Here is a 24,721-nt window from a genome sequence, read left to right as displayed (position 1 = left end):
CGCCGAGAGGGGAGCGCGAGCCATGAGTCCCGCGGTCGACGCCGAGTCGCGCGCCCGGCTCGCCGAGCTGGTCGCGGAGCTGGCCGTCGTCCACGGCACGGTGACGCTGTCGTCGGGGCAGCAGGCCGACTACTACGTCGACCTGCGCCGCGCAACCCTCCACCACGAGGCGGGCCCGCTCATCGGGCGTCTCGTGCGTGAGGCCACCGCCGACTGGAGCTACGACGCCGCGGGCGGGCTGACGATGGGCGCCGACCCGGTCGCCCTCGCCGTGATGCACGCCCCCGGCCGGCCCGTCGACGCCTGCGTCGTGCGGTCGGCGACCAAGACCCACGGCATGCAGCGGCGCATCGAGGGCCCGGACGTCGCCGGGCGCCGCGTCCTCGCCGTCGAGGACACCTCGACCACCGGGGGCAGCGTGCTCACCGCGGTCGACGCGTTGGTCGAGGCCGGCGCGGAAGTCGTCGGCGTCGTGACCGTCGTCGACCGCGCCACCGGGGCGACTGAGGCCGTCGAGGCGCGCGGCCTGCCCTGCCGCTCGCTGCTGGGCCTGGCCGACCTGGGGCTGTAGACGGATACGCGGCGTCCAGGGGAGCACGCCGAGAGGGGAGCCGGACCCTTGGGCAGCCCGGACGACGACGAGCCCGGTCCCACCGAGTGGCGCACCGGCCCGGAGCCGGTCGGCGTCGGACCCTGGCCCGGCGGCCCCGACGCCTGGCCCGACGACCCGCGCTACGACCCCGAGCTGCTCGCCGCCGGCGACCGACGCAACGTCGCCGACCGCTACCGCTACTGGCGCCGCGAGGCCGTCGTCGCCGACCTCGACACGCGGCGGCACCCGTTCCACGTCGCGATCGAGAACCTCCACCACGACGCCAACATCGGCACGATCGTGCGCACCGCCAACGCCTTCGCCGCGGCCGCCGTGCACGTCGTGGGCCGGCGGCGCTGGAACCGGCGCGGCGCGATGGTCACCGACCGTTATCAGCACGTGCACCACCACCCCGACGTCGCGGCGCTCCTCGCCTGGGCGCGGGCGGAGGACCTCGCGGTGATCGCGGTCGACAACGCCCCCGGGGCGGCCCCACTGGAGACGGCCGAGCTGCCCCGGCGCTGTGTGCTGCTGTTCGGCCAGGAGGGTGTCGGCCTCACGCCCGACGCCGTCGCGGGCGCCGACGCCGTGCTCTCGATCGCCCAGTTCGGCTCGACGCGCTCGATCAACGCCGGCGTGGCCGCGGGGATCGCCATGCACGCGTGGATCCGCGCGCACGCGAGCGTCTAGCGCTCGCGGTTCCGCGTGTCGATGACCTGTGTGGGCTCCTCGGTCGCGCCGTCGAGCACGTCCTCGGCCAGCCCCTGGGCGCCGAGCTTCTTCTCGCGGCGCGCCTTGATCATCTCGATGGCGATCGGCACCAGCGAGAGCGCCACCACGAGGATGAGCATCATCTCGATGTTGTTCTTGACGACGTCGAACTGGCCCAGCGCGGCGCCGAGCAGCGTCACCCCGGCCGCCCAGGCGACGCCACCGATCAGCGAGAACGTCAGGTAGCGGCGCGCGTCCATGCGCCCGACGCCGGCCATGACCGTGATGAACGTGCGCACGATCGGCACGAAGCGCCCCAGCACGATGGCCCGGTTGCCGTACTTGTCGAAGAACTTCTGCGTGCGCTCGACGTTCTCCTGCTTGAAGAGCTTCGAGTCGGGCTTGTCGAAGATCGCTGGGCCCGCCTTGAGCCCGATGTAGTAGCCCAGCGCGTTGCCGAGGAACGCGCACACCACCAGCAGCACGCAGACCAGCCACAGCGGCGTCTCGATCAGGCCGGTGACCACCGCGAGCCCGGTGATGAACAGCAGCGAGTCGCCCGGCAGGAAGAAGCCGACCAGCAGTCCGCACTCGGCGAAGATGATCAGAGACACACCGACGAGGGCCCAGGGTCCCAGCGACTCGATGATGTACTGCGGGTCGAGCCACTCCGGGCCGAGGGCCTGCACCGTGGTCGTGGCGGCGGCGACTGTGGGCGACACGTCTACGAACCGTACGCGGCGGACCTGGGCGGGAGCCTCCGGGTCACCGGGAACGGTCTCGGGGATCCGGTGTGCTCAACCCGGGAGACCGAGGGTGCCCACGGCCGCCAGCGCGCCCGCGATGGCGCCGCCGAGCAGCGCCACGCTCGACCACCAGGCGATCCGCGCCGGCGTCCAGGGCGTCGGACCGTCCCCGTCCCCGCCACCGGGGGCCGGGACCGGGGCCGGGACCGAGGGGCCGGCCCCGGTGGCACCGGGCGCGGGCCTCGGGTGGGGGACCCCCGGCCCGGGCGGCCTGTTCGCCGGACCCGTCGGTGGCGGCGCGGGACGACCACCCGGGGGCGGCGCGCCCTGCTCCCAGGGCCGCTCGTTGGCCCCGGGACGCGGGGCCGGCCGGGCCATCGGGGGTCCGCCGCGCGGGGGCGCCGGGTAGGGGGCGGCGGGCGGTGCCGGCTGTGCGGAGGGCGGTGCGGAGGGCGGTGCGGAGGGCGGTGCGGAGGGCGGTGCGGAGGGCTGGGCCGAGGAGGTCGGGTGGGCGACCGTCTCGGGCGCGGGATCGGCGGTCTCGCCGCGCCTGCGGCCCAAGGGGCGGAAGCGGTCGCGCAGGCGGGAGCCGCTGCCGGCGGACCCGCTCTCGTCCTGAGCAGCAGGTGCGGCGGGCGCGTTCGGCGTGCCCGGGGAGGACACCCCGCCCGCGGCGTGCGCGCGCAGGGCCTCGGACAGCAGCCGTTCGTCGTCCATCCCGCCCGATGATAGTGGCGAGCGGCGATCACACCCAGGGGGCGTTCGGGGTCACCCGCCGTCGACGAGCTTGCCGATCGCCTCGAGGCCGCGGCTCGCCGTCGACTTCACCGTGCCCTTGCTGATGCCGGTGGCCTCGGCGATCTCCGCCTCGGACAGGCCGCCGTAGTAGCGCAGGACCAGCACCTCGCGCTGGCGGCGCGGCAGCTTGCCCAGCGCGGACACCACCGCCTGGTGCTCGGCCGACAGCATCGCCAGCGACTCCGCGGACCGCGCGTCGGCGGTGTGGGGCGGGGTGTACTCCCGCGCGGTGCGCCGGCGTCGCAGCACCGACCGTGATCCGTTGACCACCGCCGTGCGCAGGTAGCCCAGCGCCGCGTGCTCGTCGCGCAGGCGCCCCCAGTGCCGGTGCAACCCGGTGAACGCCTCCTGCACGACGTCCTCGGCGGTCGCCGGGTCGTCGACGAGCAGCACCGCCAGGCGGACGAACCGCATCCGGTGCTCGCGGTAGAGGTCCTCGAGCGTGCGGGGGGCCTGGTCCTGGGTGGCGACGGGCGCACCCGGCGGACCTCCCGGACCTCCCGGACCTCCCGGACCTCCCGGACCTCCCGGACCTCCCGGACCCGGTCGGGGCGGCGACGAGGGTCGCGCCGAGGGATGAGCCACCGACGCATCCGCCGGTGCGACGGCGTCGATGGCCCGCAGGCTGCCGAGCGTGCGCTCGACGGCGCTCTCCCCGGGATGGGCCACGTCATCGACGATAGCCGTTCACCACCTGTGGTCCCGGTGGGGACGAGGGTCCGTCTGCGGATCACCCGCGTGGCCCAGGCGACCCACCCGACGGGAACCGGGTCACACCGGACGAGGCAGCGCCGGATCCCACGGCTGCGTCATACTGCGCCGACGTCCGGCCGGCACCGCGTCCGCCCCGGTGCCCGGCCCCCTGTCGACGCCCCTGGGAGGCACGACGATGCCCATCGCGACCCCCGAGGTCTACAACGAGATGCTCGACCGGGCGAAGGCGGGAGCCTTCGCCTTCCCGGCGATCAACTGCACCTCGTCGGAGACGATCAACGCCGCCCTGCGCGGCTTCGCCGAGGCGGAGAGCGACGGGATCATCCAGTTCTCCACCGGCGGCGCGGAGTTCGGCTCCGGCCAGTCGGTGAAGGACATGGTCACCGGCGCGAGCGCGCTGGCCGAGTTCGCGCACGTCGTCGCCGAGAAGTACTCGATCAACGTGGCGCTGCACACCGACCACTGCCCGAAGGACAAGCTCGACGGGTTCGTCCGCCCGCTGATCGCGATCAGCCAGGAGCGCGTCGATGCCGGCAAGCCCCCGCTGTTCCAGTCGCACATGTGGGACGGCTCGGCGGTCGAGCTGCACGAGAACCTCCAGATCGCCCAGGAGCTGCTGGAGAAGGCGGTCAAGGCGAAGATCATCCTCGAGGTGGAGATCGGCGTCGTCGGCGGCGAGGAGGACGGTGTCGCCAACGACATCAACGAGAAGCTCTACACCGCCGCGGGCGACTACGAGCACACCGTCGACGCGCTCGGCGGCGGCGAGAAGGGGCGCTACCTGCTCGCGGCGACGTTCGGCAACGTGCACGGCGTGTACAAGCCCGGCAACGTCAAGCTGCGTCCCTCGGTGCTCAAGGAGGGCCAGGAGGTCGCGGCGCGCAAGCTCGGCCTCGCCGACGGCTCCAAGCCGTTCGACCTCGTGTTCCACGGTGGCTCGGGCTCGCTGCTCGAGGAGATCCACGAGGCACTCGACTACGGCGTCGTGAAGATGAACGTCGACACCGACACGCAGTACGCCTACACCCGCCCGATCGCGGCGCACATGTTCACCAACTACGACGGTGTGCTGAAGATCGACGGCGAGGTCGGCGACAAGAAGACCTACGACCCGCGCAGCTACAACAAGAAGGCCGAGGTCGCGATGGCCGAGCGGGTCGCCACGGCCTGCGAGAACCTGCGCTCGACCGGGCATACCCTGGGTCGCTGACCGGTCGCGGTCCGGGCGGATGATGGCGGTATGACCATCCCGACCGGACCTGGTGCGGGGCACGGGCACAACCTGCTCGGACCGCAGCCCACCTACCTGCCCGAGACGCCGGGGCCCGCCGCGCGGCTGGAGCGCGGCGAGGACCCCGCGGCGGTCGTCGCCGATCACCCGACCTACTCGGCGGCCTGGGCGGAGCTCGCCGAGCGCGCCGAGTCGGCCGGCGAGCACGTCGCCGCGTACGCCTACGCCCGCACCGGCTACCACCGAGGGCTCGACCAGCTGCGCCGCAACGGCTGGAAGGGCTTCGGGCCGGTGCCGTGGGACCACGGGCCCAACCAGGGCTTCCTCCGGTCGGTCGCGGCGCTGGCGAAGGCGGCGAAGGCGATCGGCGAGACCGACGAGGTGGAACGCTGCGCCCAGCTCCTCGACGACTGCGACCCGGAGGCCGTGGCCGCTCTCGGGTTGGTCTGAGCCGGCTACGGACGCCGCGGGACAGCCGGGTGGTCGAGCTCCGTGGGCTTCGTCGGCGTCTGCGCGCCCTGGCGCGTCTCCGGGCCCGGCGTCTGCGCGACTCCGGGCTGCCGGTGCTGCAGTGCGCGCTGGCGGCCGGGATCGCGTACCTGGTGGCACGCGACGTCGTGGGGCACCCACTGCCGTTCTTCGCGCCGATCGCGTGCGTGCTCGTCCTCGGCGTCTCGCTGACCAACCGGCTGCGCCGCTCGGTGGAGCTCGCGGCCGGGGTCAGCGTGGGCGTCGCGGTCGGGGACCTCATCGTGGTGCTCATCGGCCCCGGTTGGTGGCAGATCAGCGTGGTCGTCGGGCTGACGCTGCTGGCGGCGCTGCTGTTCGACGTGGGCGCCCTGCTGCTCAACCAGGCCGCGGTGTCCGCGGTGCTGGTGGCGACGCTGCAACCGCCCGGGACGACCGCCGCGTTCTCCCGCTGGATCGACACGATCATCGGGGCGGCGATCGGCCTGGCCATGGCGGCGACACTGCCCTCGCACCCGCTGACCCGGGCGCGCCGCGGCCTGTCCGCGCTGCTCACCGAGCTCGAGGAGGTCCTGGCCGGCACCGCCGACGCGCTCGACACGGCGGATCTCGAGGCCGCCGCGGCGGTGCTGGAGCGGGCGCGGGCCACGCAGGGCCGAGTCGACGCGCTCGCGGACGCCGTCGACGCCGGCTTCGAGATCACCGCCATCGCCCCGCTGCGCCGCCGCCACCGCGGAGAGCTCGCGCGTCTGCGGGCGGCCGTGCGCCCGGTCGACCTGGCGCTGCGCAACGCCCGCGTCCTCGCTCGCCGCGGGCACGCGGCGATCCGCGACGGCGAGGAGGCCGACGCCGACCTCGTCGCCGTCCTGCGCCGCCTGGCCGGGGACACCGCCGAGCTGCGCCGCGAGCTGACCGCCGGCGAGTCCACCGACGGCGCCCGCAGCGCGCTGCTGGACACGGTCGCCACCGTGCCGGCGCACGGCGGGGGCTACTCGGCGGACGTCGTGATCGCCCAGATCCGTTCGACGCTCGTGGACCTGCTCACCGCATCCGGGATGGACCGCGACGAGGCGGTGACGGCGACGACCAGCACGCGGCTGGGGCGGGACGAGCCGCCGTGAGCTGCAGCGAACGTGGTGTTCGCTGCTTCTATGCGCCCGAAGTCCCCGTTCGCGCGGTTAGGAGGCGGCGCGCAGCGGGGCGGGTGCGGCCGGGGTCGGCTCGTGCTCGCTGTCCTCGTCCTCACCCGGCACGAGGGTCAGCGACCGCCCCGGGGGCTCGATCGCGAGGGGACGGCGGGTCCGGGGTGCGGGTTTCCCGGCGACGGCGTGGGCCTCGAAGCGTTCGAGCAGACACGCGACGACCATGAGCACGATCGGCAGGAGCACCACCACCGCCAGCATGGAAGAGGCATACCCCCACCCCGCCGGGGCACACCTCACCCACGGCGGGTGGGCACGGGCGGTAGCTGAGTGGTCGCTCAGCGCAGTCGGGCGGGCGGACCGTCCGGTGGGCGCACCCGCTGATCGTCCGACGGCGGCCGACCACCGGGCCTCAGGGCCGGACGAGCCGCCAGTCCTCGGTGTGGCGGTACCAGCTGCGCCGGGACACGGCACGGTCCGCGGGGACGCCGTCGCGGACGACCGTCACCGCGGGACGGCAGCCGAGCTGGACCGCCCGCCCCGCCCGCTCGGTGACCCGCCCGGCGCGCAGACCGCCCAGGCGGCGCGATCCGATGACGATCACGCGCACCCCGGCCGGGTCGGGCTGGACGGCGATCTCGGCGGCGTCGCCGCGCAGCACCCGGTGCTCCTCGCAGTAGACCTCACCGTGCACGGCACCGACGCCGTGGCGTCCGGCGACGACGCCGCCGTGGTCGTCGCGCACCAGGGGCGCCGGGCGCGCCGACCCGTCGCGGGCGAGGGTGAGCGCCGCCGCGGGATCGGTGGGCAGGGCCCACACCCGCGCGGCCGCCGAGTCGGGCGCGGGCAGCAGGGCGACCTCGAGGTCGAGGCGCTCGCGGCGCAGCAGGCGGACCAGCACCGCGGCGAGCGCGGCGTCGTCGCCGGCCACGATCAGGCGCGCGGCTGCGGGCAGGTCGTCGAGCAGCGGGTCGACGTCGCCGCGGGCGGGCACGACGGGGAGGTCGACGGGGCGCCAGCCGTCGAGCGAACCCGCCCAGCGCGCGCGTGCCGGCTCCCCGCAGGTCAGCACGTGCACCCGCGAGCACGAGGTGTGGGACACGCGTGGACTACCCTTCCGTTGCACGGGGCGACCCGCACTCCCGTGCGCGTACCGCAGTCGAGGTCGGAGACGCAGCGAATGCGGAGCTCGACCACCAGATCAGGGAGTGTCACATGCCGGCCATCGTGCTCATCGGCGCCCAGTGGGGCGACGAGGGCAAGGGCAAGGCCACCGACATCCTCGGTGAGCAGGTCCAGTGGGTCGTGCGCTACCAGGGCGGCAACAACGCCGGCCACACGGTGGTGCTGCCCGACGGCAAGAACTTCGCCCTGCACCTCATCCCGTCCGGGATCCTGACGCCGGGTGTCACCAACGTCATCGGCAACGGCGTGGTGGTCGATCCCGGGGTGCTGCTCGAGGAGCTCGTGGGCCTGGAGGCCAAGGGCGTCGACACGGGCAAGTTGTTGATCTCCGCGGACGCGCACGTGATCATGCCGTACCACGTGGCCATCGACAAGGTGACCGAGCGCTTCCTGGGCAAGTCCCGGATCGGCACCACCGGCCGCGGCATCGGGCCGGCCTACCAGGACAAGATCGCCCGGGTCGGCGTGCGGATGCAGGACCTGCTCGACGAGAAGCTGCTGCGCGAGAAGGTCGAGGCGGCGCTCGAGCTCAAGAACCAAATCCTCGTCAAGATCTACAACCGGCGCGCCCTCGACGTCGACGAGGTCGCCGACACCGTGCTCGGGCACGCCGAGGGCTTCGCCCACCGGATCGCCGACACCCGCCTCGCGCTGAACCAGGCGCTCGAACGCGGCGAGACCGTGCTCCTCGAGGGCTCGCAGGGCACGTTGCTCGACGTCGACCACGGCACGTACCCGTACGTCACCTCGTCGAGCCCCACCGCGGGCGGTGCGTCGGCCGGCTCGGGTATCGGCCCGACGCGCATCGGCCGCGTGATCGGGATCCTCAAGGCGTACACGACCCGCGTGGGCTCGGGGCCGTTCCCGACCGAGCTGTTCGACGCCGACGGCGAGTACCTGCGCAAGGCCGGCGGCGAGGTCGGGGTCACCACCGGGCGCAGCCGTCGCTGCGGCTGGTTCGACGCCGTCATCGCCCGGTACGCGGTGCGGGTCAACGGCCTGACCGACTTGTTCCTCACCAAGCTCGACGTGCTCTCCGGGCTCGAGAACGTGCCGATCTGCGTCGGCTACGAGGTCGATGGCCAGCGCGTCGACGAGATGCCGATGACGCAGTCGGACGTCGTCGCCGCGAAGCCGGTCTACGAGACGATGCCGGGCTGGTTCGAGGACATCTCGGCGGCCCGACGCTTCGACGACCTCCCGGCGAAGGCCCGCGACTACATCGGGCGGATCGAGGAGCTCTCCGGGGCGCCGGTGTCGGCGATCGGTGTCGGGCCCGGGCGCGAGGAGACGGTCCTGCGCGACGTGCCCCGCGCTTAGGCTCGTCCTCGTCGCCCTGCCCTGCCGTTCCCGGCGCTTTCGTCGTCGCGGCGACGAGGAGACGGCCCGGCAGCGCTCCTTCGTCGCCCTGCCCTGCCGTTCCCGTCGCCTAGACTCGATCGGGTGGGCGCCTGCGAACACCTCCTCGTCATCGGCACCGAGGGCCTCGCCTCGGATCCGGAGCCCGATGCCGTCGCGCGGGACGGCGAGACGCTGATCTGTCCGGACTGCACGGCCGCCGGCCACACGGCCTGGGCGCACCTGCGCAAGTGCCTCGAGTGCGGGCACGTCGCGTGCTGCGACTCGAGCCCGTACCGGCACGCCTCGAAGCACCACGAGGACACCGGGCACGCCGTCATGCGCTCCCACGAGCCGAACGAGACGTGGCGCTGGTGCTACGTCGACCGCCGGCTGGCGCCCTGAGTCAGGTGACCGCGGCGAGCGCGGTGTCGGGATCGTCGCTGAACACGGCGTCGACGCCGAGCGCGACGAACTGCTCGTACTCGCCGAACGCGTCGCCGTACGTGTCGGGCGGCGCGGTCACACCGTCTCCGGCTGGCCCGCCGCGGCGGCGCTGCAGCGGCAGGAACCCGTTCTCGTTGCGGAACGTGTAGGGCATGACGCGCAGGTTCGCCGCGTGCGCGTCGTCGATGAGCCGCGTCGGGGTCTCGCCGGCGTCGTCGGGTCCCAGCGGGACGATCCACTCCTTGGTCGGGCCGAGCCAGGTCGCATACGTGGCCACCTCGCGCAGGCCCTGCGGGGTCATCAGCGCATCGGAGGTCCGCGGGTCGTTCGCGGCGACGAGGTCCGCGGGCCGGGTCCCGGCCGCGTCGAGCAGCTGCAGCAGCGGGCAGCCGACCTGGCGCTCGAGCGCGCGCAGGTTCGCCGTCTCGAACGACTGGATGATCACCCCGGAGTCCGGGCCGTCCTTCCCGCGGCGACGCAGCGTGTCGACGAGGGCCGGCTCCACGGGCAGGCCGAGGCTCGCGAAGTACGTCGAGTGCTTGATCTCGGGCAGCACGCCCACCGGTCGGCGCAGTTCGGCGGTGAGGCGGTCGAGCAGGTCGAGCACCTCGTCGAACGTCACCACGCCGTAGCGGCCGTCGTAGAGCGTGTTGTGGGGGCGGATCTCGGGGATGCGCTCCTCCGCCCGCAGCGTGCGGAGCTCGGCGAGCGTGAAGTCGGTGGTGAACCAGCCGGTCACCTGCGTCCCGTCGATCACCTTCGTGGTGCGGCGCGCGGCGAACTCCGGCCGGGCCGCGACGTTCGTGGTGCCGCCGATCTCCGGCTCGTGGCGAGCGACGAGCGCGCCGTCGCGGGTGGGCACGAGGTCGACGTCGACGGCGTCGGCACCCATGCGGATCGCGAGCTCGTAAGCGGCGAGCGTGTGCTCCGGCCGGTGGCCCGACGCTCCGCGGTGGCCCACGACCATGATGCGGTCGGGGCCGCTCGGGGCGGTGCCGGGGCCACCGGGCGTCGTGCTCGGCTGCGGGCCGGGGGGCGCGGTCGGCGCGGTCGGCGTGGTCGGCGCGGCGGTTGCCCCGACCGGCGTGTCGGCGCAGCCGGCGGCGAGCGCTCCGGCGGCGACGAGACCGCCCCACAGCGCGGAGCGACGGGTGAACGAGAACGGCCCCGACGTCGTCATCGCGCGCAATATCCCGGCTCCCGCGCCGACCCGCCACTCGCCCCGCCCGACGCGCCGGTGAACTCGCGGGGTCGCCGTGTGTTCCAGCGATGCGGCATCGCTGGCGTCTGACACCAGGATCGCCACATTCTCGCCGGCGCAACACGCCGCCCCCTCGCGCGGCACACGGGCCCCGTAGCGTGTCGGGCGTGCGCGTCCTGGTCGTCGGGTCCGGAGCCCGTGAACACGCCCTCCTGCACGCCCTCGCCGGCGACCCCCAGGTGACCGCGCTGGCCGCGGCCCCCGGCAACGCCGGCACGGCGGGGCTGGCCGAGCACCCCGGCCTCGCCGACCCGACCGACCCCGAGCAGGTCGTCGCCCTCGCTCGCCGCTGGCGCGCCGATCTCGTCGTCGTCGGCCCCGAGGCGCCGCTCGTCGCGGGGGTCGGCGACGCGCTGCGTGCCGCCGGCGTGCCCTGCTTCGGACCGAGTGCCGCCGCCGCACGGATCGAGGGCTCGAAGGCGTTCGCGAAGGACGTCATGAACGCCGCCGGCGTGCCCACCGCGCGCAGCGAATCCGTCGACAACCCCGGCGACCTCGACGCCGCCCTCGCCCGTTTCGACGCGCCGTGGGTGGTCAAGGACGACGGGCTCGCCGCCGGCAAGGGCGTCCTGGTCACCGAGGACGTCGAGGCCGCCCGGCGCCACGCCGCGTCCGTGCTCGAGGCCGGGCACCCGGTGCTGCTCGAGTCGTTCCTCGACGGCCCCGAGGCGTCGCTGTTCTGCGTCGTCGACGGCACGACGGTGGTCCCGCTGCTGCCGGCCCAGGACTTCAAGCGCCTCGGCGACGACGACGCCGGCCCCAACACCGGCGGGATGGGCGCCTACGCGCCGCTGCCGTGGGCCTCCGAGGGACTGGCCGACGAGGTCGTCGATCGGATCGTCACCCCGGTCGTCACCGAGCTCGACGCCCGCGGCACCCCGTTCTCGGGACTGCTCTACGCCGGGCTCGCGCTGACGTCGTCGGGGCCCCAGGTGATCGAGTTCAACTGCCGTTTCGGCGACCCCGAGACCCAGGTCGTCCTCGCCCTGCTCCGCAGCTCGGCGGCCTCGCTGCTCGCGGCGGCCGCGCACGGGCGCCTCGCCGACGAGCCCGCTCCGACCTGGTCCGACGGCGCCGCCGTCACCGTCGTCGTCGCCGCCGAGGGCTATCCGGGCGCGGTGCGGACGGGCGACGTCCTCCGTGGCGCCGACGGCCCGGGCGTGCTGCACGCGGGCACCCGGCGCCGTGACGACGGGGCCGTGGTGTCGAGCGGTGGGCGCGTCCTGTCCGTCGTCGGCACGGGCGCCGACCTCGAGGCCGCACGCTCCGACGCCTACGAGCGTCTCGCCACCGTGCACCTGCCCGGCGGCCACCACCGCACCGACGTCGCCCGCGACGCCGCCGCCGGGCGGGTCGCGATGCCGGTGCGCGCCTGATTCTCCGAAAGCGCACCACCGGCGCCCGGCGTCGACCTACTCTCCGCCGCATGCCCGACCTCGTCCTCGACCCGGCGGCCCTCGAGCAGGCGCGCGCGGGCGTGGCGGCGCAGGCGCGGCGGGTGCCGGCGATGGTCGACCGGGTGTCGGTGCCCCGCGTCGGCCTCGGGGATCTCGCGACGGCCGGGGCGATGGTCGGCGCGCTGGACGAGGTGGTGCGGGCGCTCGACGCCGAGCTCGGGGCGGCGGGGTCGCGTCTCGACGGCGTCGACCGCGCGATCGACGCGGCGCTCACCGCGATGCAGGTGGCCGACGGCGACGCGGCGTCGTCGCTGGCCGCGGCGTGACGACGTGCCGTTCGACGCCGTCGGCGAGCTCGCCGCGCAGCCGGGCGGGCAGGAGCTGAGCGCGCTGGTCGCCCGCGCACAGCGCGTCGATCCGGAAGCCCTGCACGGCGTGGGTCGCGGACTGGCGGCCATGGCCGAGGGCGTCGACGGGTCGCTGCGGTCCCTCGGCCGTCACGGCGACGACGTCCGGCTCGCCTGGCAGGGGCGCGGCGCGGACGCGCTGACCGGCTATCTCGACGACGTCGGACGCGCCGGCGGCCCCACGCTCGACGCGACCGGCCGCATCCGGGCCCGGGTCGACGGCGCCGGCCAGGAGCTCGCGGCCATGCGACGGGAGGTCGACGTCCAGGTCTCCCGCGCGCTCGACGCCGCCCGCCGGGCCCGGGCCGCGGCGCTCGCCGATCCCGCTCGCGCCCCGCTCGCCGACCAGCTCGCCGCGCAGGCCATGGCCGAGCCGACCGCCGCCGCGCGCGCCGCCGTCGCCCGCGCCGAGACGATGCTCGGCGACGCTGCGGCCGCCCTGCGCGAGCTCGCCGGCGACCTCACGGCCTTCTCCCGGCTGCCGACCCCGGACACCCGCACCCTGTCCGGCGTCGCGCCGGGCGCCACCGTCCCCGCGTTCAGCGACCCGAGCGGCGGCGATGCCCAGGGGATCGACATCGCGGCAGGGAGTGACGAGTCGGCCGACTTCACGGACACCTCGTCGCTGGATTCCTCGGGGAGTTCGTCCTCGGGCGACGGGTGCAGCGACGACTCCGGGTTCGATGCTGAGAGTGCTTCGCTTTCCGAAGCGTCCGACGGGGACGACTCGTTCACGGGCACCTCGGCCGACCTCGACGGCGCCGGTGACGTGGAATCGGACGATGCTTCGGGTTCCGAAGCGTCCGGGGAGGGCGCCTCGTCTGCCGGCGATGGTTCGTTCACGGGCACCTCGGCCGACCTCGACGGCGCCGATGGCGCCGGGTCGGGCGACGCCGGTGCGGACGATGTTTCGGGTTCCGAAGCGTCCGGGGAGGGCGCCGGGTCGGGCGACGCCGGTGCGGACGATGTTTCGGGTTCCGAAGCGTCCGGGGAGGGCGCCTCGTCCACCGGCACGTCGGCTGACCTGGACGACAACGACGCCGACAACGACGCCGACGCCGACTCCGACGACGCTGCGGTTTCCGACGCGTCCGACGCGGGTGACCCCGCGGGCGATGCCGGCTCCTCCGATGACGACCCGTCCGACGCCGCCCGCGACTCCGAGGACCGCGACTCCGAGGACCGCGACTCCGAGGACCGCGACTCCGAGGACCGCGACTCCGAGGACCGCGACTCCGAGGACCGCGACTCCCAGGACCGCGACTCCCAGGACCGCGACTCCAGCGGCCGCGCCGCGGAGAGCGGAGCCGTGACGAGCGCGTCGACCGGCTCCGGCGAGACGACGGACCCGAGCGCCGGGGGCGCTGACGGTGCGACGCCGGAGGGCGGGCCGAAGGGCGAGGTCGGGGACTGGATCCGCGAGGCGATGGCGATCCTGCGGGCCGAGGGCGTGCCGGTGGACAAGATGGACCCGGACGACATCGCGACGATCATCGACCACGAGTCCGGCGGAGACCCCGAGGCGATCAACAATTGGGACTCGAACGCCGACAAGGGCACGCCCTCGCAGGGCCTCATGCAGACCATCGGGCCGACGTTCGACTCCTACAAGCTCGACGGCCACGGGGAGATCACCGAGCCGGTCGACAACATCATCGCCGGCGTCCGGTACGCGATCGCCCGGTACGGATCGGTGTCGGAGGTGCCCGGGGTCGAGGCCGTGGCGCGCGGCGACTCCTACGTCGGCTACTGACGCGAGTTCTCCCGAACGGCACCCGCGCCCGGGCCGGCGCCCCTACCGTCGACGCATGGCCGGCCTCGCCTACGACACCGGCGCGCTCGAGGAGGCGCGCACGGCGGTCGCGGGCGAGTCCGTCCGGATGTCGGGGCTCGCGGACCGGCTCGGGGCCGCGCCACCGTCGTTCGGCGGGCTGGCGGCGTCGGCGGCGCTCGCGGACGCGGTCACGGCGCTGACGCGCTCGCTGACCGCCGATCTCGATGCCGCCGGAGACCGTCTGGGCGAGGCCGACCGAGCACTCGACGCGACGATGCGCCACATACAGGAGACCGAACGCGCGGTCACCGACTCCCTCACGCCGACGGGGAACTGAACGATGCCGGGCGACGTCGAGGGCCAGCTCGCAGCCGAGCCCGCCGCGGCCGAGTTGGCGGGCATCGCGGCTCGGCTGCGCACGGTAGACCTGGGGGCGCTCCGGGCGACGGCTGCCCAGATGGCGTCGATCGGCGACGGCGTCGAGGCGTCGGTGCGGACGCTCGATCGCGGGGCGGCGGCGGTCGAGGGGCGCTGGGAGGGCGAGGGGGCGGCGGCGTTCGGTGCGTGGGTCGACGCGTTCGGCACGGCCGGCGAGCGCGACCGGTCGGCGATCACGGACGCCGGCACGACCCTCGAGCAGATCGGGGCGACGCTCGAGAGGGTGCAGCGGGAGGTCGATCAGCAGGTGTCGCAGGCGCTCGCCCTGGCCGGCGCGGCGCGAAACCGGGCGGCCGCCACGCCGGACGCGCCGCCGGATCTCGGAGACCGCATGGCCGGCGAGGCGCTGCGGGGGCCGACCGAGGCGGCCCGTGTCGCGGTGGCGCGGGCGGAGACCGAGCTGGCGGGCGCCGCGAGCCGCCTGCGCGGGATCGCCGACGGCCTCACCGCGTTCACGACGCTCGCCGGGCCCGACGCCGCGACCATGGCCCCGCCGCCCGGGTTCCCGCTGACCTGGCGTCCGGTCGAGACGCCGGCGGCCACGGGCGGGGCCGGCGACGGCTCGGGCAGCGGCGGCGGGGCCAGCCGGACGCCGTCGGCAGGCAGTGGGGGCGGACTCGGCGGTCGGGACGGTGATGGGGGCGGTGATGGGGGCGGTGATGGGGGCGGTGATGGGGGCGGTGATGGGGGCGGCGGTGGCACGAGCGGGCCCCCGCTCCCGGGCGGCTCCGGCACCGTCCCGCCCGGCGAGGTCCGCGACTGGATCCGTCAGGCGATGGCGATCCTGCAGGCCAACGGGGTCCCGCCGGAGAAGATGGATCCGGCCGCCATCGCGACGATCATCGAGCGCGAGTCCGGCGGCGACCCGAACGCGGTGAACAACGAGGACTCCAACGCCGCCAAGGGCACCCCGTCGCAGGGACTGATGCAGACCATCGGTCCGACGTTCGACGCGCACAAGCTGCCCGGTCACGGCGACATCCGGAACCCGATCGACAACATCATCGCCGGCGTCCGGTACGCGATCGAGCGCTACGGCTCGGTGTCCCAGGTGCCGGGCGTGGTGGCGGAGGCGAAGGGCGAGCCGTACGTCGGATATTGAGGTCGTGTCAGGGTGGCGAGGTGACGACTCTGGCGCGCCTCGGCCCGGCGGTGCGGGCGACGGTTCCCCCGTTCCACGTGATGGACGTCTGGGCGGCCGCGGGGGAGCGCGCGCGGACGCACGGCGACCTCGTCAACCTCTCCGCGGGCCAGCCCTCGACGCCGGCCCCCGTCGACGTCCGGGCTGCGGCCGCGCGGGCCCTCGACGAGCAGATCCTCGGGTACTCCAGCTCGCTCGGCACCGTCGAGCTCCGTGACGCGATCGCGGCGCACCATCGCGCCCGGTACGACGACGACACGGCGGCCCGGGAGGAGGTCGTCGTCACCACCGGCGGGTCGGGCGGTTTCCTGCTCGCCTTCCTCGCGGCGTTCGACGCCGGCGACACCGTCGTGCTCGCCCGCCCCGGCTACCCGTGCTACCGCAACATCCTCACCGCGCTCGGCTGCGAGGTCGTCGAGCTGCCCTGCGGCGAGGAGACCCGGTTCCAGCCGACCGTGGCGATGCTGGAGGAGCTGGAGAGCCTCCCGAAGGGGCTCGTGGTCGCGAGCCCGGCCAACCCGACCGGCAGCGTCATCGAGCCCGACGAGCTCGCCGCGCTCGCCCGGTGGTGCGAGGAGCACGGGGTCCAACTGGTCAGCGACGAGATCTACCACGGCATCGAGTACGGGTCCGGGGAATCGGCTCCGCCGACCGCGAGCGCCTGGAGCACCTCGCGCGAGGCGATCGTCGTGACCTCGTTCTCGAAGTACTGGTCGATGACCGGCTGGCGGCTGGGCTGGCTGCTCGTGCCGGAGCGGCTGCGGCGGGCGGTCGACGTGATCGCGGGCAACTTCACCGTCTGCCCGCCCGTACCCGCGCAGTACGCGGCGCTGGGCGCGTTCACCCCGGCGTCGCTCGCGGAGGCCGACGGGCACGTCGAGCGCTACGCCCACAACCGCCGCCTGCTGCTGGAGGGCCTGCCCGAGCTGGGCGTGACCCGGCTGGCGCCCGCCGACGGCGCGTTCTACGTCTACGCCGACGTCGCCCACCTCACCGACGACACCCTCGCGTTCGGGCAACGGATGCTCGCCGAGACCGGCGTCGCCGTGGCCCCGGGCATCGACTTCGACCCGATCGACGGCCACTCCTGGATCCGCCTGTCGTTCGCCGGCGCGACCGCGGACGTGCGCGAGGCGATCGACCGACTCGGTCGCTGGCTCCCGACGCTCTAGGGACTTACTCTCCGTGGTCATGCAACCGGACCACGAGGCGCGGCTGGAGGCCTGGGAGCGGCGCACCGACTACCCGCTGACGGGGCTCGCGGTGCTGTACCTCGTCGTCTACGCCGTCCAGGTGCTCGCGACCCGTCCGGGTCAGGCGTGGTGGTGGTGGCTCGACGCGGCGCTCTGGGTGGCGTGGGCGCTGTTCGTCGTCGACTACGTCGTCCGGATCGTGCTCGCGCGACGCAAGGGGCGGTTCATCGTCCGTCACCCGCTCGACCTGCTCGTCGTCGCGGCGCCCTTCTTCCGGTTCCTGCGGCTGCTGCGTCTCGTCGCCGCCGTCTCGGTCCTGGGGCGGGTGCTGCGCGACGACTTCCGCGGCCGGGTCGGCAGCTACCTGCTCGTCTCGGTCTCCCTGCTCAGCTTCATCGCGGCGCTCGGGGTGTTCGAGGCGGAGCGCGACGCCCCGGAGGCGTCGATCCTGACGTTCGGCGACGCGCTGTGGTGGGTGCTGACGACGATCACGACGGTCGGCTACGGCGACCTCTCCCCGGTGACGACCGAGGGTCGGCTCGTCGCGGCGGGTCTGATGCTCGCGGGGATCGCGGTCCTGGGCACCGTGACCGCCGCGATCGCCACGTGGTTCCTCGAACAGGTCGGGGCGCGCGACGCGTCGGAGGCCGTGGCGGCGCCGCCCCGCGCCGATCCGGCGGACCTGCGGCACGCGGAGCTCCTCGCCGAGCTGCGCGACCTGCGCCGGCGCCTCGACGTCCTCGAGTCCGCGCCCGACCGGCCCACGGAGTCCGCGCCCGACCGGCCCACGGAGTCCGCGCCGGGCTGACGTCACCGGCGTGTCGCGCAAGCGAGCATGTGGCGATCCTGGCGTCAGATGCCAGGGATGCCGCATCGCTGGAACACGCCGACCCCGGGAGGCGCTAGGCCGGGAGAGGCACCGACGCGGCGCGGTCGAGCACGGCGGCGATGTCGGCGTCGTCGACGTCACGGTGGGTGACGAAGCGCACGCCGGGACCGAAGGGGACCGCGCGCACGCCGACCTCGAGCAGCGACGCCAGCAGGGGGGCCGGCGAGGTCGTCGGTACGAGGACGATGTTCGTGTCCGACGCGATCACCGGCCAGCCGAGCGCCTGCAGGCCTACGGCGAGCCGGGCGGCGCGGGCGTGGTCGGCGGCGAGGTCGCCGGCCTGGTCGAGCGCCACGAGGCCCGCCGCGCCGATCACGCCGCCCTGGCGCACGCCACCGCCGAGCATCTTGCGCAGCCGCCAGGCCCCGTCGACGAACGCCGCGGAGCCGGCGACCACCGAGCCCATCGGCGCGCCCAGGCCCTTGGACAGGCACACGCTCACGGTGTCGACGCCCGCGGTGAGCGAGGCGACGGGCACGTCGAGCGCCGCCGCGGCGTGCCAGATCCGGGCGCCGTCGAGGTGCACCGCCAGCCCGGCCTCGCGGGCCCCCGCCACCAGCGCACGGTGCTCGTCGACGGGCGTCACCGCCCCGCCGGCGCCGTTGTGCGTGTTCTCCAGGCACAGCAGGGAGGTGCGCAGCCCGAAGTACGGCCCGGCCGTGCCCGCCGCCGCGGTGACCGCCGACGGCGTCGGGCGTCCCGGGCCGCCGGAGTGCTCCAGCGGCGCCGGGAGACCCCCCGCGAGCCACGCCGACGTGCCGAGCTCCGCCTCGAGCACGTGCGCGCCTACGGGCGCGAGGAACCTGTCACCGCGTGTCAGGTGGTGCATCAGGGCGATCGTGTTCGCCATGCAGCCGGTCGGCGTCCAGAGCGCGGCCTCGACGCCGAGTAGGTCGGCGACGCGGTCCTGCAGCTTCGCGAGGGTGGGGTCGCCGTCGAGGACGTCGTCACCGACGTCGGCGGTCGCCATCGCCTCCCGCATCGCGGGCGACGGCTTCGTGACGGTGTCCGAGCGCAGGTCGATGGACTCGCTCACCGCGGCAGCTTCACCACCGAGACGAAGAAGTCGTCGATCTGGCGGATGACCTCGATGAACCGCTCGAAGTCGACCGGCTTGGCGACGTAGGCGTTGGCGTGCAGGTTGTAGCTGCGCAGGATGTCCTCCTCGGCCTGCGAGGTGGTCAGCACGACGACCGGGATGCTGCGCAGGGCCTCGTCCTTCTTGACCTCCTCCAGCACCTCGCGCCCGTCTTTCCGCGGCAGGTTGAGGTCGAGCAGGATCAGGCCGGGGCGCGGGGAGCCCGCGTACTCGCCCTCGCCGCGCAGGAACGCCAGCGCCTCGACGCCGTCGGAGACGACGTGCAGCTGGTTGCGCAGCTTGTGGTGCTCGAACGCCTCCTGCGTCATGAGGACGTCGCCCGCGTCGTCCTCGACGAGCAGGACGTGGATCTCGGTCATCGGATCGGTCACGGCACGACCTCCGTGTCGATGTCGGTGCTGGTCGGGGACAGGACGGGCAGGGCGACGACGAACGTGGTCCCCGGGCCCTCCGAGGGCTCGAGCCATATGGCGCCCTCGTGGTGCTCGACGATCTTGCGGCACATCGCCAGCCCGATCCCGGTGCCGGGGTAGGCGTCCTTGGCGTGCAGTCGCTGGAAGATGACGAAGATTCGTTCTGCGTACTCGGCGTCGATCCCGATGCCGTTGTCGCGGAAGCGGATCAGCCAGCGCTCGGGGTCGTCGGGATCGCGCTCGGCGTCGACCCGCAGCACCGGTGGGTCGTCACTGCGGAACTTCAGCGAGTTCCCCAGGAGGTTCTGGAACACGGTCGTGAGCAGCGCGGGCTCGCCGAGGACGGTCGGCAGGTCGCCGCGTTCGACCCGGCCGTCGGCGTCCTCCAGCGCGCGCCCCACGTTCTCGCCGGCGTGGTCGACGAGCTCGCCGAGATCCACCGGCCGCATCGGCTCGCCCTGGCGCCCGACGCGGGAGAACGCGAGCAGGTCGTTGATCAGCACCTGCATGCGTTTCGCGCCGTCGGTGGCGAACTCGATGTACTGGTCGGCGCGCTCGTCGAGCTGACCCTGGTACCGGCGCTGGAGAAGCTGACAGAAACTGGCGACTTTGCGCAGCGGTTCCTGCAGGTCGTGTGAGGCGACGTAGGCGAACTGCTCCAGGTCGGAGTTCGAGCGCGCCAGCTCCCGGCTGCGGGAGTCGAGCTCCTGGCGCGCCTTCTCGGTGTCGGCGAGCTCGCGGACGATGAGCACGCGCATCGCCTCCACGTCCTCGCCGAGCTCGGTGATCTCGCGCGGGCCTGCGGCGTTCACCGAGTGGTCGAGGTCGCCGCTGACCACCTCGCGGACCTCCCGGGCGAGCCGGTGGGTCGGCACGACGACCACGCGGCGCAGCCACAGCAGCAGGCCGGCGATGCCGAGCCCGAGGCCGGTGAGGGTCACGACGCCGACCGTGGTGAGCAGGGCCGCGGCGCCCTCGAGGTTGTCGCGGGCGTCGTCCCGCTCGGCCAGCAGGCGGGTCCGCTGGGCCTCGAGCGCTGCCCGGACCTCGTCGAAGGCGGCCTTGCCGACCTCCGGCGAGGGGGTGGGCCTCCCCGCGGCGACGGCGGCGAGCACCGGGTCGGCGTACTCGGCCCGCCAGCGAGTGGTCGCGCTCTCGATGTTCGCCGTGTCCTCGAGCAGGTCGGTCTGCGCCGCCCCGAGCCTGCGGAGCTCGTCGATCAGCCGCGCCTCGTCCGCCCGGCCGCGCTCGTAGGGCGCGAGGAACTCGGGGTTCGGCGCCAGGGCGTAGCCGCGGACGCCGGTCTCCTGGTCCACCGTCGCGGCGTCGAGCTGCTGAGCGGCCAGCAGCGCGGGGTCGAGCCGGTCGACCAGCTCGACGCGCCGGTCGCTCAGGACCGACAGGGTGGTGACGCCGATGACACTCGCGATCACCAGCAGCACCGCCACGATCGCGCCGGTGACCGCGAGGATGCGGCCCAGCGACCAGCGGCTCAGTCCCCGCTTGTCGCTCCGGCGGGGACCCGGGAGCAGGGGTCGGCCCCGGCGGGAGGGCGCCGTCTCGGGAGCCGGTGCCTCGGTCGCCGTCGGAGCCGTCACCGGTCGGACACCAGCAGCACCGCCGCGACGTCGTCGGTCCGCGCCGTCGACAGGGTCCGCACGCGCTCCATCACGGCGTCCAGCATCGCCGCCGGGTCGTCGCGCCACGGCGCCGGCCCCGCCGTGACCTCCCGCAGCAGCGCCTGCAGGCCGTCGGTCCACAGCACCTCGCCGGTCTCCTGACGGCCCTCGATGAGCCCGTCGGTGTAGAGCAGCAGCGCCCACTTGGGCGGGAGCTCGACCTCCAGCGGCGGCCAGGTGCGGCCGGCGCCGATCCCGAGCGGCACGCCGAGGCGCTCGGTGGACAGCAGGTGGGTGTCGTCGCCCTCGCCGACGAGCGCGGGGGGCGGGTGGCCGGCGAGCCGCAGCGTCAGGCGTTCGCGCGCCTCGTCGACGGTCGCGGTGGCCAGCGTGGTGAACAGCGTCGGGTGGTTGCGCTCGCTGACGAGCAGCTCGTGCATCGTGGGCAGCACCCGGTCGGGGTCGATGCCCGAGAGCACGAGGGTGCGCCACGCGATGCGCAGGCTCACCCCGAGCGCGGCCTCGTCCGGCCCGTGCCCGCAGACGTCGCCGATCACCGCGTGCAGGCGGCCGTCGGAGCCCTCGACGACGTCGTAGAAGTCGCCGCCGAGCAGTGTCTGCTCGGTACCGGGCTCGTAGCGGGCGAGGATGTGCACGGCCGGGTCGTCGAGCAGCGGCGTGGGGAGCAGGCCGCGCTCGAGGCGGGCGTTCTCGTCGGCGCGCAGCTGGGCGTCGCGCAGGGCCCGGCGCACCGAGTCGCTGCGCCGGCGCTCGACGGCGTAGCGCACGGCGCGCGCGAGCGTCGGGCCGTCGACGGCGTCCTTGACCAGGTAGTCCTGCGCGCCGACACCCATCGCGTCGGCCCCGAGCGCCTCGTCGCGGCGGCCGGTGAGCACGAGCACCGCCGGGCCGTCGACGTGCAGCAGGCGGCGCAGGCCCTCGAAGCCGTGAGCGTCGGGGAGGGCGAGGTCGAGCAGGACGCAGTCGAGGGTCTCCTCGAGGAGGGTCTCGGCCTCGGCCAGCGAGGTGGCACGCGCGAGGTCCACGGAGAGGTCGGCGTCGGCGAAGTGCTCGGTGACGAGGACGGCGTCGGCGTCGTCGTCCTCGACGAGCAGCACCCGCAGGGGGCCCGACGCGTCCGAGTCCACCGGTTCCACCGGCTCCATCCCATCCCCCCTCCCTGCCCCTGGCCCGCTCCGGCCCTGCTCACGGGTGCCTCGACCGTAGTAGGCCCGGATGCCCGGACCGGGTGCGGTCACCGTCGTGTGCGCCGACCGGCCCGTAGGCTCGGCCGAGTGAGTGCTCCGACGGTCCCGAATGTGCTCGCCGCCCGGTACGCCTCCCCGGAGCTGACCGGGCTGTGGTCGCCCGAGCGCAAGATCGTTCTCGAGCGCGAGCTGTGGATCGCGGTGCTCACCGCCCAGCGCGAGCTCGGAGTGGACGTCCCGGACGGTGTGCTCGAGGACTACCGCGCCGTGGTGGACCGCGTCGACCTCACGTCGATCGCGGCCCGCGAGCGGGTGACCCGCCACGACGTCAAGGCGCGCATCGAGGAGTTCGACGAGCTCGCCGGGCACCAGCACGCCCACAAGGGCATGACCAGCCGCGACCTCACCGAGAACGTCGAACAGCTGCAGGTCCGCGACTCCCTGCGCCTCGTCGCCGACAAGACGGTCGCGGTGCTCGCCCGGCTCGCCCGCCGCGCGGGCGAGCACGCCGAGCTCGTCATGGCCGGGCGCAGCCACAACGTCGCCGCCCAGGCCACGACCCTGGGCAAGCGCTTCGCGAGCGCCGCCGACGAGACCCTCGTCGCCCACCGGCGCGTGACCGAGCTGATCGAGCGCTACCCGCTGCGCGGTATCAAGGGCCCGGTCGGCACGGCGCAGGACATGCTCGGGCTGCTCGGCGGTGACGCCGACAAGCTCGCGGAGCTCGAACGCCGCGTCGCCGCGCACCTCGGGTTCACCGAGGTCCTCACCAGCGTCGGCCAGGTGTACCCGCGCTCGCTCGACCAGGACGTGCTCACCGCGCTGGTCCAGCTCGCGGCCGGTCCCTCCTCGCTGGCGACCACGATCCGGCTCATGGCCGGCCAGGAGCTGGTCACCGAGGGCTTCCGGCCCGGCCAGGTCGGCTCCTCGGCGATGCCGCACAAGATGAACACCCGCTCCTGCGAGCGCGTCAACGGGCTCGCGGTGGTGCTGCGCGGCAACGCGGCCATGGTCGGCGAGCTCGCGGGCGGGCAGTGGAACGAGGGGGACGTCTCCGACTCGGTCGTGCGCCGCGTCGCCCTGCCCGACGCGTTCTTCGCGATCGACGGGTTGCTGGAGACGATCCTCACCGTGCTCGACGAGTTCGGCGCCTACCCGGCGGTGATCGCCCGCGAGCTCGACCGCTACCTGCCGTTCCTCGCCACCACCGCGGTGCTCATGGCCGCCGTGCGTGCCGGGGTCGGCCGCGAGACCGGGCACGAGATCATCTCCGAGCACGCCCGCGCGGTCGCCCTGGACATGCGGGAGAAGGGCACCGAGGGCAACGACCTGCTCACCCGTCTCGGCGCCGACGCCCGGCTCGGGCTCTCGTCGGCCGACCTCCACGCCGCCGTGGGCGACCCGCGGGCCTTCGTCGGCGCCGCGGAGGCGCAGATCGCCGAGGTCGCCCGCCGGGTCGACGCGGTCGTCGCCGAGCGTCCCGACGCGGCCGTCTACACGCCGGCGCCGATCCTGTAGCGAGGATCGAGCTCCCCTCGCGGCGTGCTCTGCTCTCCGTCTCCCGTAACCTGCCCGTCCGTGGTCTCGATCAGCTCGTACCGGCACCTGGCCTCCGGCAAGGTGCGGGACCTCTACGAGGTCGACGACGAGACCCTGCTGCTCGTCGCGTCGGACCGGATCTCGGCGTTCGACCACGTCCTGAGCACGCCGATCCCGGACAAGGGCCGCGTCCTGACGGCGATGAGCGTGTTCTGGTTCGAGCTGCTCAGCCAGGAGGAGCCGGGCTCGGCCGACGTCGCCGCGCCGCCGGTGGCGAACCACCTGATCGCCGCGCGCGACGAGCGCATTCCCGAGGAGGTCCGCGGGCGCGCGCTGCTCGTGCGCCGCCTCGAGATGATCCCGGTGGAGTGCGTCGCCCGGGGCTACCTCGCGGGCTCGGGCACCACCGACTACCGCCGCGACGGCGCGATCTGCGGCGTCCCGCTCCCGGACGGCCTGACCGAGGCGAGCATGCTCCCCTCGCCGATCTTCACGCCCGCGACGAAGGCCGCCGTCGGCGAGCACGACGAGAACGTGAGCTTCGAGGTCGTCGCCGAGTCCGTGGGCCGCGAGCTGGCCGGCGCGCTGCGCGACCAGACCCTGGCGATCTACGCCCGCGGCTCGGCCTATGCGGCGTCGCGAGGCCTGATCCTCGCCGACACCAAGTTCGAGTTCGGGCTCTCACCGGCGGGCGCATTGGTGCTCGGCGACGAGGTGCTCACCCCGGACTCGTCGCGGTTCTGGCCCGCCGAGGGCTACGCGCCCGGCTCGGTGCCGCCGAGCTTCGACAAGCAGTACGTCCGCGAGTGGCTCATGTCGCCCGCCTCCGGATGGGACCGCCACTCGGGCGAGGCTCCTCCACCCCTGCCGGACGACGTGATCACGGCCACGCGCGAGCGCTACATCGAGGCCTACACACGCCTCACCGGCCGGGAGTGGCCCCCCGCCGTCTGAGCGGTGCGCTCGGGCGA

At 74.3% G+C, this 24,721-nt stretch carries 26 protein-coding genes; 16 read left to right on the top strand and 10 right to left on the bottom strand.

The genetic code is table 11. From position 1 onward, the window contains the following. Positions 1-22: 22 nt before the first annotated feature. A complete protein-coding gene (pyrE, locus tag AC2A1K_RS19105; protein ID WP_483897890.1) occupies positions 23-571 on the top strand; it encodes an orotate phosphoribosyltransferase in 549 nt (182 codons plus the stop codon). 48 nt (positions 572-619) lie between these two features. Beyond that, on the top strand, positions 620-1,282 hold the full coding sequence (locus tag AC2A1K_RS19100) for a TrmH family RNA methyltransferase (protein WP_483897889.1): 663 nt from the start codon (positions 620-622) through the stop codon (positions 1,280-1,282). Here the strand turns inward: AC2A1K_RS19100 and AC2A1K_RS19095 are convergent. From AC2A1K_RS19095 to AC2A1K_RS19085, 3 genes are all read right to left on the bottom strand, one after another. After that, positions 1,279-2,025 (bottom strand): DedA family protein, encoded by a 747-nt coding sequence (locus AC2A1K_RS19095; protein WP_483897888.1) that lies wholly within the window; start codon positions 2,023-2,025, stop codon positions 1,279-1,281. The genes AC2A1K_RS19100 and AC2A1K_RS19095 overlap by 4 nt on opposite strands. Before the next feature lie 75 nt (positions 2,026-2,100). After that, entirely contained in the window at positions 2,101-2,766 is a 666-nt protein-coding gene (locus AC2A1K_RS19090) for a hypothetical protein (RefSeq protein ID WP_483897887.1), read from the bottom strand. Between the two features lie 51 nt (positions 2,767-2,817). Continuing rightward, positions 2,818-3,516, bottom strand: a complete 699-nt coding sequence (locus tag AC2A1K_RS19085) for a SigE family RNA polymerase sigma factor (protein WP_483897886.1) — start codon at positions 3,514-3,516, stop codon at positions 2,818-2,820. A 220-nt stretch (positions 3,517-3,736) separates the two neighbouring features. On the opposite strand from AC2A1K_RS19085, the gene fbaA reads away from it, so the two are divergent. The 3 genes from fbaA to AC2A1K_RS19070 are packed head-to-tail and all read left to right on the top strand — an operon-like array spanning position 3,737 to position 6,381. Further along, positions 3,737-4,771, top strand: coding sequence for a class II fructose-bisphosphate aldolase (fbaA, locus tag AC2A1K_RS19080; protein WP_483897885.1), 1,035 nt, complete (start codon positions 3,737-3,739; stop codon positions 4,769-4,771). Positions 4,772-4,801: 30 nt separating this feature from the next. Further along, positions 4,802-5,242 carry a DUF3151 domain-containing protein gene (locus AC2A1K_RS19075; protein ID WP_483897884.1) on the top strand — a complete coding sequence of 147 codons (441 nt, stop codon included), beginning with the start codon at positions 4,802-4,804 and terminating at the stop codon, positions 5,240-5,242. Between the two features lie 29 nt (positions 5,243-5,271). Further along, positions 5,272-6,381 (top strand): FUSC family protein, encoded by a 1,110-nt coding sequence (locus tag AC2A1K_RS19070; protein WP_483897883.1) that lies wholly within the window; start codon positions 5,272-5,274, stop codon positions 6,379-6,381. Between the two features lie 57 nt (positions 6,382-6,438). On the opposite strand, the gene AC2A1K_RS19065 is transcribed toward AC2A1K_RS19070, so the two are convergent. Beyond that, entirely contained in the window at positions 6,439-6,663 is a 225-nt protein-coding gene (locus AC2A1K_RS19065; protein WP_483897882.1) for a hypothetical protein, read from the bottom strand. 151 nt (positions 6,664-6,814) lie between these two features. Then, the gene (locus AC2A1K_RS19060; protein ID WP_483897881.1) at positions 6,815-7,504 is read right to left on the bottom strand and encodes a hypothetical protein; all 690 of its coding nucleotides are present in this window, start codon (positions 7,502-7,504) and stop codon (positions 6,815-6,817) included. A gap of 113 nt (positions 7,505-7,617) precedes the next feature. On the opposite strand from AC2A1K_RS19060, the gene AC2A1K_RS19055 reads away from it, so the two are divergent. Both AC2A1K_RS19055 and AC2A1K_RS19050 read left to right on the top strand, forming a co-directional pair. Then, a complete protein-coding gene (locus AC2A1K_RS19055) occupies positions 7,618-8,907 on the top strand; it encodes an adenylosuccinate synthase (RefSeq protein ID WP_483897880.1) in 1,290 nt (429 codons plus the stop codon). A 123-nt stretch (positions 8,908-9,030) separates the two neighbouring features. After that, the gene (locus AC2A1K_RS19050) at positions 9,031-9,330 is read left to right on the top strand and encodes a UBP-type zinc finger domain-containing protein (protein WP_483897879.1); all 300 of its coding nucleotides are present in this window, start codon (positions 9,031-9,033) and stop codon (positions 9,328-9,330) included. A 1-nt stretch (position 9,331) separates the two neighbouring features. On the opposite strand, the gene AC2A1K_RS19045 is transcribed toward AC2A1K_RS19050, so the two are convergent. After that, positions 9,332-10,552: a glycerophosphodiester phosphodiesterase gene (locus AC2A1K_RS19045; protein WP_483897878.1), complete on the bottom strand. Its 1,221-nt coding sequence runs from the start codon at positions 10,550-10,552 to the stop codon at positions 9,332-9,334. Between the two features lie 188 nt (positions 10,553-10,740). Between AC2A1K_RS19045 and purD the strand changes: the two genes are divergently transcribed. The 7 genes from purD (at position 10,741) to AC2A1K_RS19010 (ending at position 17,791) form a co-directional block, all read left to right on the top strand. Then, the gene (purD, locus tag AC2A1K_RS19040; protein WP_483897877.1) at positions 10,741-12,009 is read left to right on the top strand and encodes a phosphoribosylamine--glycine ligase; all 1,269 of its coding nucleotides are present in this window, start codon (positions 10,741-10,743) and stop codon (positions 12,007-12,009) included. Positions 12,010-12,059: 50 nt separating this feature from the next. Continuing rightward, on the top strand, positions 12,060-12,356 hold the full coding sequence (locus AC2A1K_RS19035; protein WP_483897876.1) for a hypothetical protein: 297 nt from the start codon (positions 12,060-12,062) through the stop codon (positions 12,354-12,356). Positions 12,357-12,360: 4 nt separating this feature from the next. Continuing rightward, complete coding sequence (locus AC2A1K_RS19030; RefSeq protein WP_483897875.1) at positions 12,361-14,190, top strand: transglycosylase SLT domain-containing protein; 1,830 nt, start codon at positions 12,361-12,363, stop codon at positions 14,188-14,190. Between the two features lie 55 nt (positions 14,191-14,245). After that, entirely contained in the window at positions 14,246-14,548 is a 303-nt protein-coding gene (locus AC2A1K_RS19025; RefSeq protein WP_483897874.1) for a hypothetical protein, read from the top strand. A gap of 3 nt (positions 14,549-14,551) precedes the next feature. Beyond that, positions 14,552-15,751, top strand: coding sequence for a transglycosylase SLT domain-containing protein (locus tag AC2A1K_RS19020; protein ID WP_483897873.1), 1,200 nt, complete (start codon positions 14,552-14,554; stop codon positions 15,749-15,751). An 80-nt stretch (positions 15,752-15,831) separates the two neighbouring features. Further along, entirely contained in the window at positions 15,832-16,962 is a 1,131-nt protein-coding gene (locus tag AC2A1K_RS19015; protein WP_483897921.1) for a pyridoxal phosphate-dependent aminotransferase, read from the top strand. A 19-nt stretch (positions 16,963-16,981) separates the two neighbouring features. Further along, on the top strand, positions 16,982-17,791 hold the full coding sequence (locus AC2A1K_RS19010) for a potassium channel family protein (RefSeq protein ID WP_483897872.1): 810 nt from the start codon (positions 16,982-16,984) through the stop codon (positions 17,789-17,791). 94 nt (positions 17,792-17,885) lie between these two features. Here the strand turns inward: AC2A1K_RS19010 and AC2A1K_RS19005 are convergent, their stop codons facing one another. Genes AC2A1K_RS19005 through AC2A1K_RS18990 form a run of 4 tightly spaced genes read right to left on the bottom strand, consistent with a single transcriptional unit; the run spans position 17,886 to position 22,169 of the window. After that, a complete protein-coding gene (locus AC2A1K_RS19005) occupies positions 17,886-18,908 on the bottom strand; it encodes a threonine aldolase family protein (RefSeq protein ID WP_483897871.1) in 1,023 nt (340 codons plus the stop codon). Further along, the gene (locus tag AC2A1K_RS19000; protein ID WP_483897920.1) at positions 18,905-19,330 is read right to left on the bottom strand and encodes a response regulator; all 426 of its coding nucleotides are present in this window, start codon (positions 19,328-19,330) and stop codon (positions 18,905-18,907) included. The genes AC2A1K_RS19005 and AC2A1K_RS19000 overlap by 4 nt, the downstream gene beginning before the upstream one ends. Before the next feature lie 8 nt (positions 19,331-19,338). Then, positions 19,339-20,982 (bottom strand): sensor histidine kinase, encoded by a 1,644-nt coding sequence (locus tag AC2A1K_RS18995; RefSeq protein ID WP_483897870.1) that lies wholly within the window; start codon positions 20,980-20,982, stop codon positions 19,339-19,341. After that, positions 20,979-22,169: a PP2C family protein-serine/threonine phosphatase gene (locus AC2A1K_RS18990; protein WP_483897869.1), complete on the bottom strand. Its 1,191-nt coding sequence runs from the start codon at positions 22,167-22,169 to the stop codon at positions 20,979-20,981. Before AC2A1K_RS18990 ends, AC2A1K_RS18995 begins: the two co-directional genes overlap by 4 nt. A 129-nt stretch (positions 22,170-22,298) precedes the next feature. Between AC2A1K_RS18990 and purB the strand changes: the two genes are divergently transcribed. Then, positions 22,299-23,729, top strand: coding sequence for an adenylosuccinate lyase (purB, locus tag AC2A1K_RS18985; RefSeq protein WP_483897868.1), 1,431 nt, complete (start codon positions 22,299-22,301; stop codon positions 23,727-23,729). 60 nt (positions 23,730-23,789) lie between these two features. Further along, entirely contained in the window at positions 23,790-24,704 is a 915-nt protein-coding gene (locus tag AC2A1K_RS18980; protein ID WP_483897867.1) for a phosphoribosylaminoimidazolesuccinocarboxamide synthase, read from the top strand. Positions 24,705-24,721: the final 17 nt, after the last annotated feature.

The sequence above is a fragment of the Actinomycetospora sp. 2LY8.5 genome, from assembly GCF_057180585.1.
Note: the sequence above shows the minus strand (reverse complement) of the source record. Positions and strands in the feature narration are given on the sequence as shown.

Bases quoted from the DNA above. Each gene is read 5' to 3' on its own strand.
- pyrE (WP_483897890.1), top strand. From the start codon at position 23: ATGAGTCCCGCGGTCGACGCCGAGTCGCGCGCCCGGCTCGCCGAGCTG.
- AC2A1K_RS19090 (WP_483897887.1), bottom strand. From the start codon at position 2,766: ATGGACGACGAACGGCTGCTGTCCGAGGCCCTGCGCGCGCACGCCGCG.
- fbaA (WP_483897885.1), top strand. From the start codon at position 3,737: ATGCCCATCGCGACCCCCGAGGTCTACAACGAGATGCTCGACCGGGCG.
- AC2A1K_RS19075 (WP_483897884.1), top strand. From the start codon at position 4,802: ATGACCATCCCGACCGGACCTGGTGCGGGGCACGGGCACAACCTGCTC.
- AC2A1K_RS19065 (WP_483897882.1), bottom strand. From the start codon at position 6,663: ATGCTGGCGGTGGTGGTGCTCCTGCCGATCGTGCTCATGGTCGTCGCG.
- AC2A1K_RS19055 (WP_483897880.1), top strand. From the start codon at position 7,618: ATGCCGGCCATCGTGCTCATCGGCGCCCAGTGGGGCGACGAGGGCAAG.
- AC2A1K_RS19045 (WP_483897878.1), bottom strand. From the start codon at position 10,552: ATGACGACGTCGGGGCCGTTCTCGTTCACCCGTCGCTCCGCGCTGTGG.
- AC2A1K_RS19035 (WP_483897876.1), top strand. From the start codon at position 12,060: ATGCCCGACCTCGTCCTCGACCCGGCGGCCCTCGAGCAGGCGCGCGCG.
- AC2A1K_RS19025 (WP_483897874.1), top strand. From the start codon at position 14,246: ATGGCCGGCCTCGCCTACGACACCGGCGCGCTCGAGGAGGCGCGCACG.
- AC2A1K_RS19020 (WP_483897873.1), top strand. From the start codon at position 14,552: ATGCCGGGCGACGTCGAGGGCCAGCTCGCAGCCGAGCCCGCCGCGGCC.
- AC2A1K_RS19015 (WP_483897921.1), top strand. From the start codon at position 15,832: ATGGACGTCTGGGCGGCCGCGGGGGAGCGCGCGCGGACGCACGGCGAC.
- AC2A1K_RS19010 (WP_483897872.1), top strand. From the start codon at position 16,982: ATGCAACCGGACCACGAGGCGCGGCTGGAGGCCTGGGAGCGGCGCACC.
- AC2A1K_RS19000 (WP_483897920.1), bottom strand. From the start codon at position 19,330: ATGACCGAGATCCACGTCCTGCTCGTCGAGGACGACGCGGGCGACGTC.
- AC2A1K_RS18990 (WP_483897869.1), bottom strand. From the start codon at position 22,169: ATGGAGCCGGTGGAACCGGTGGACTCGGACGCGTCGGGCCCCCTGCGG.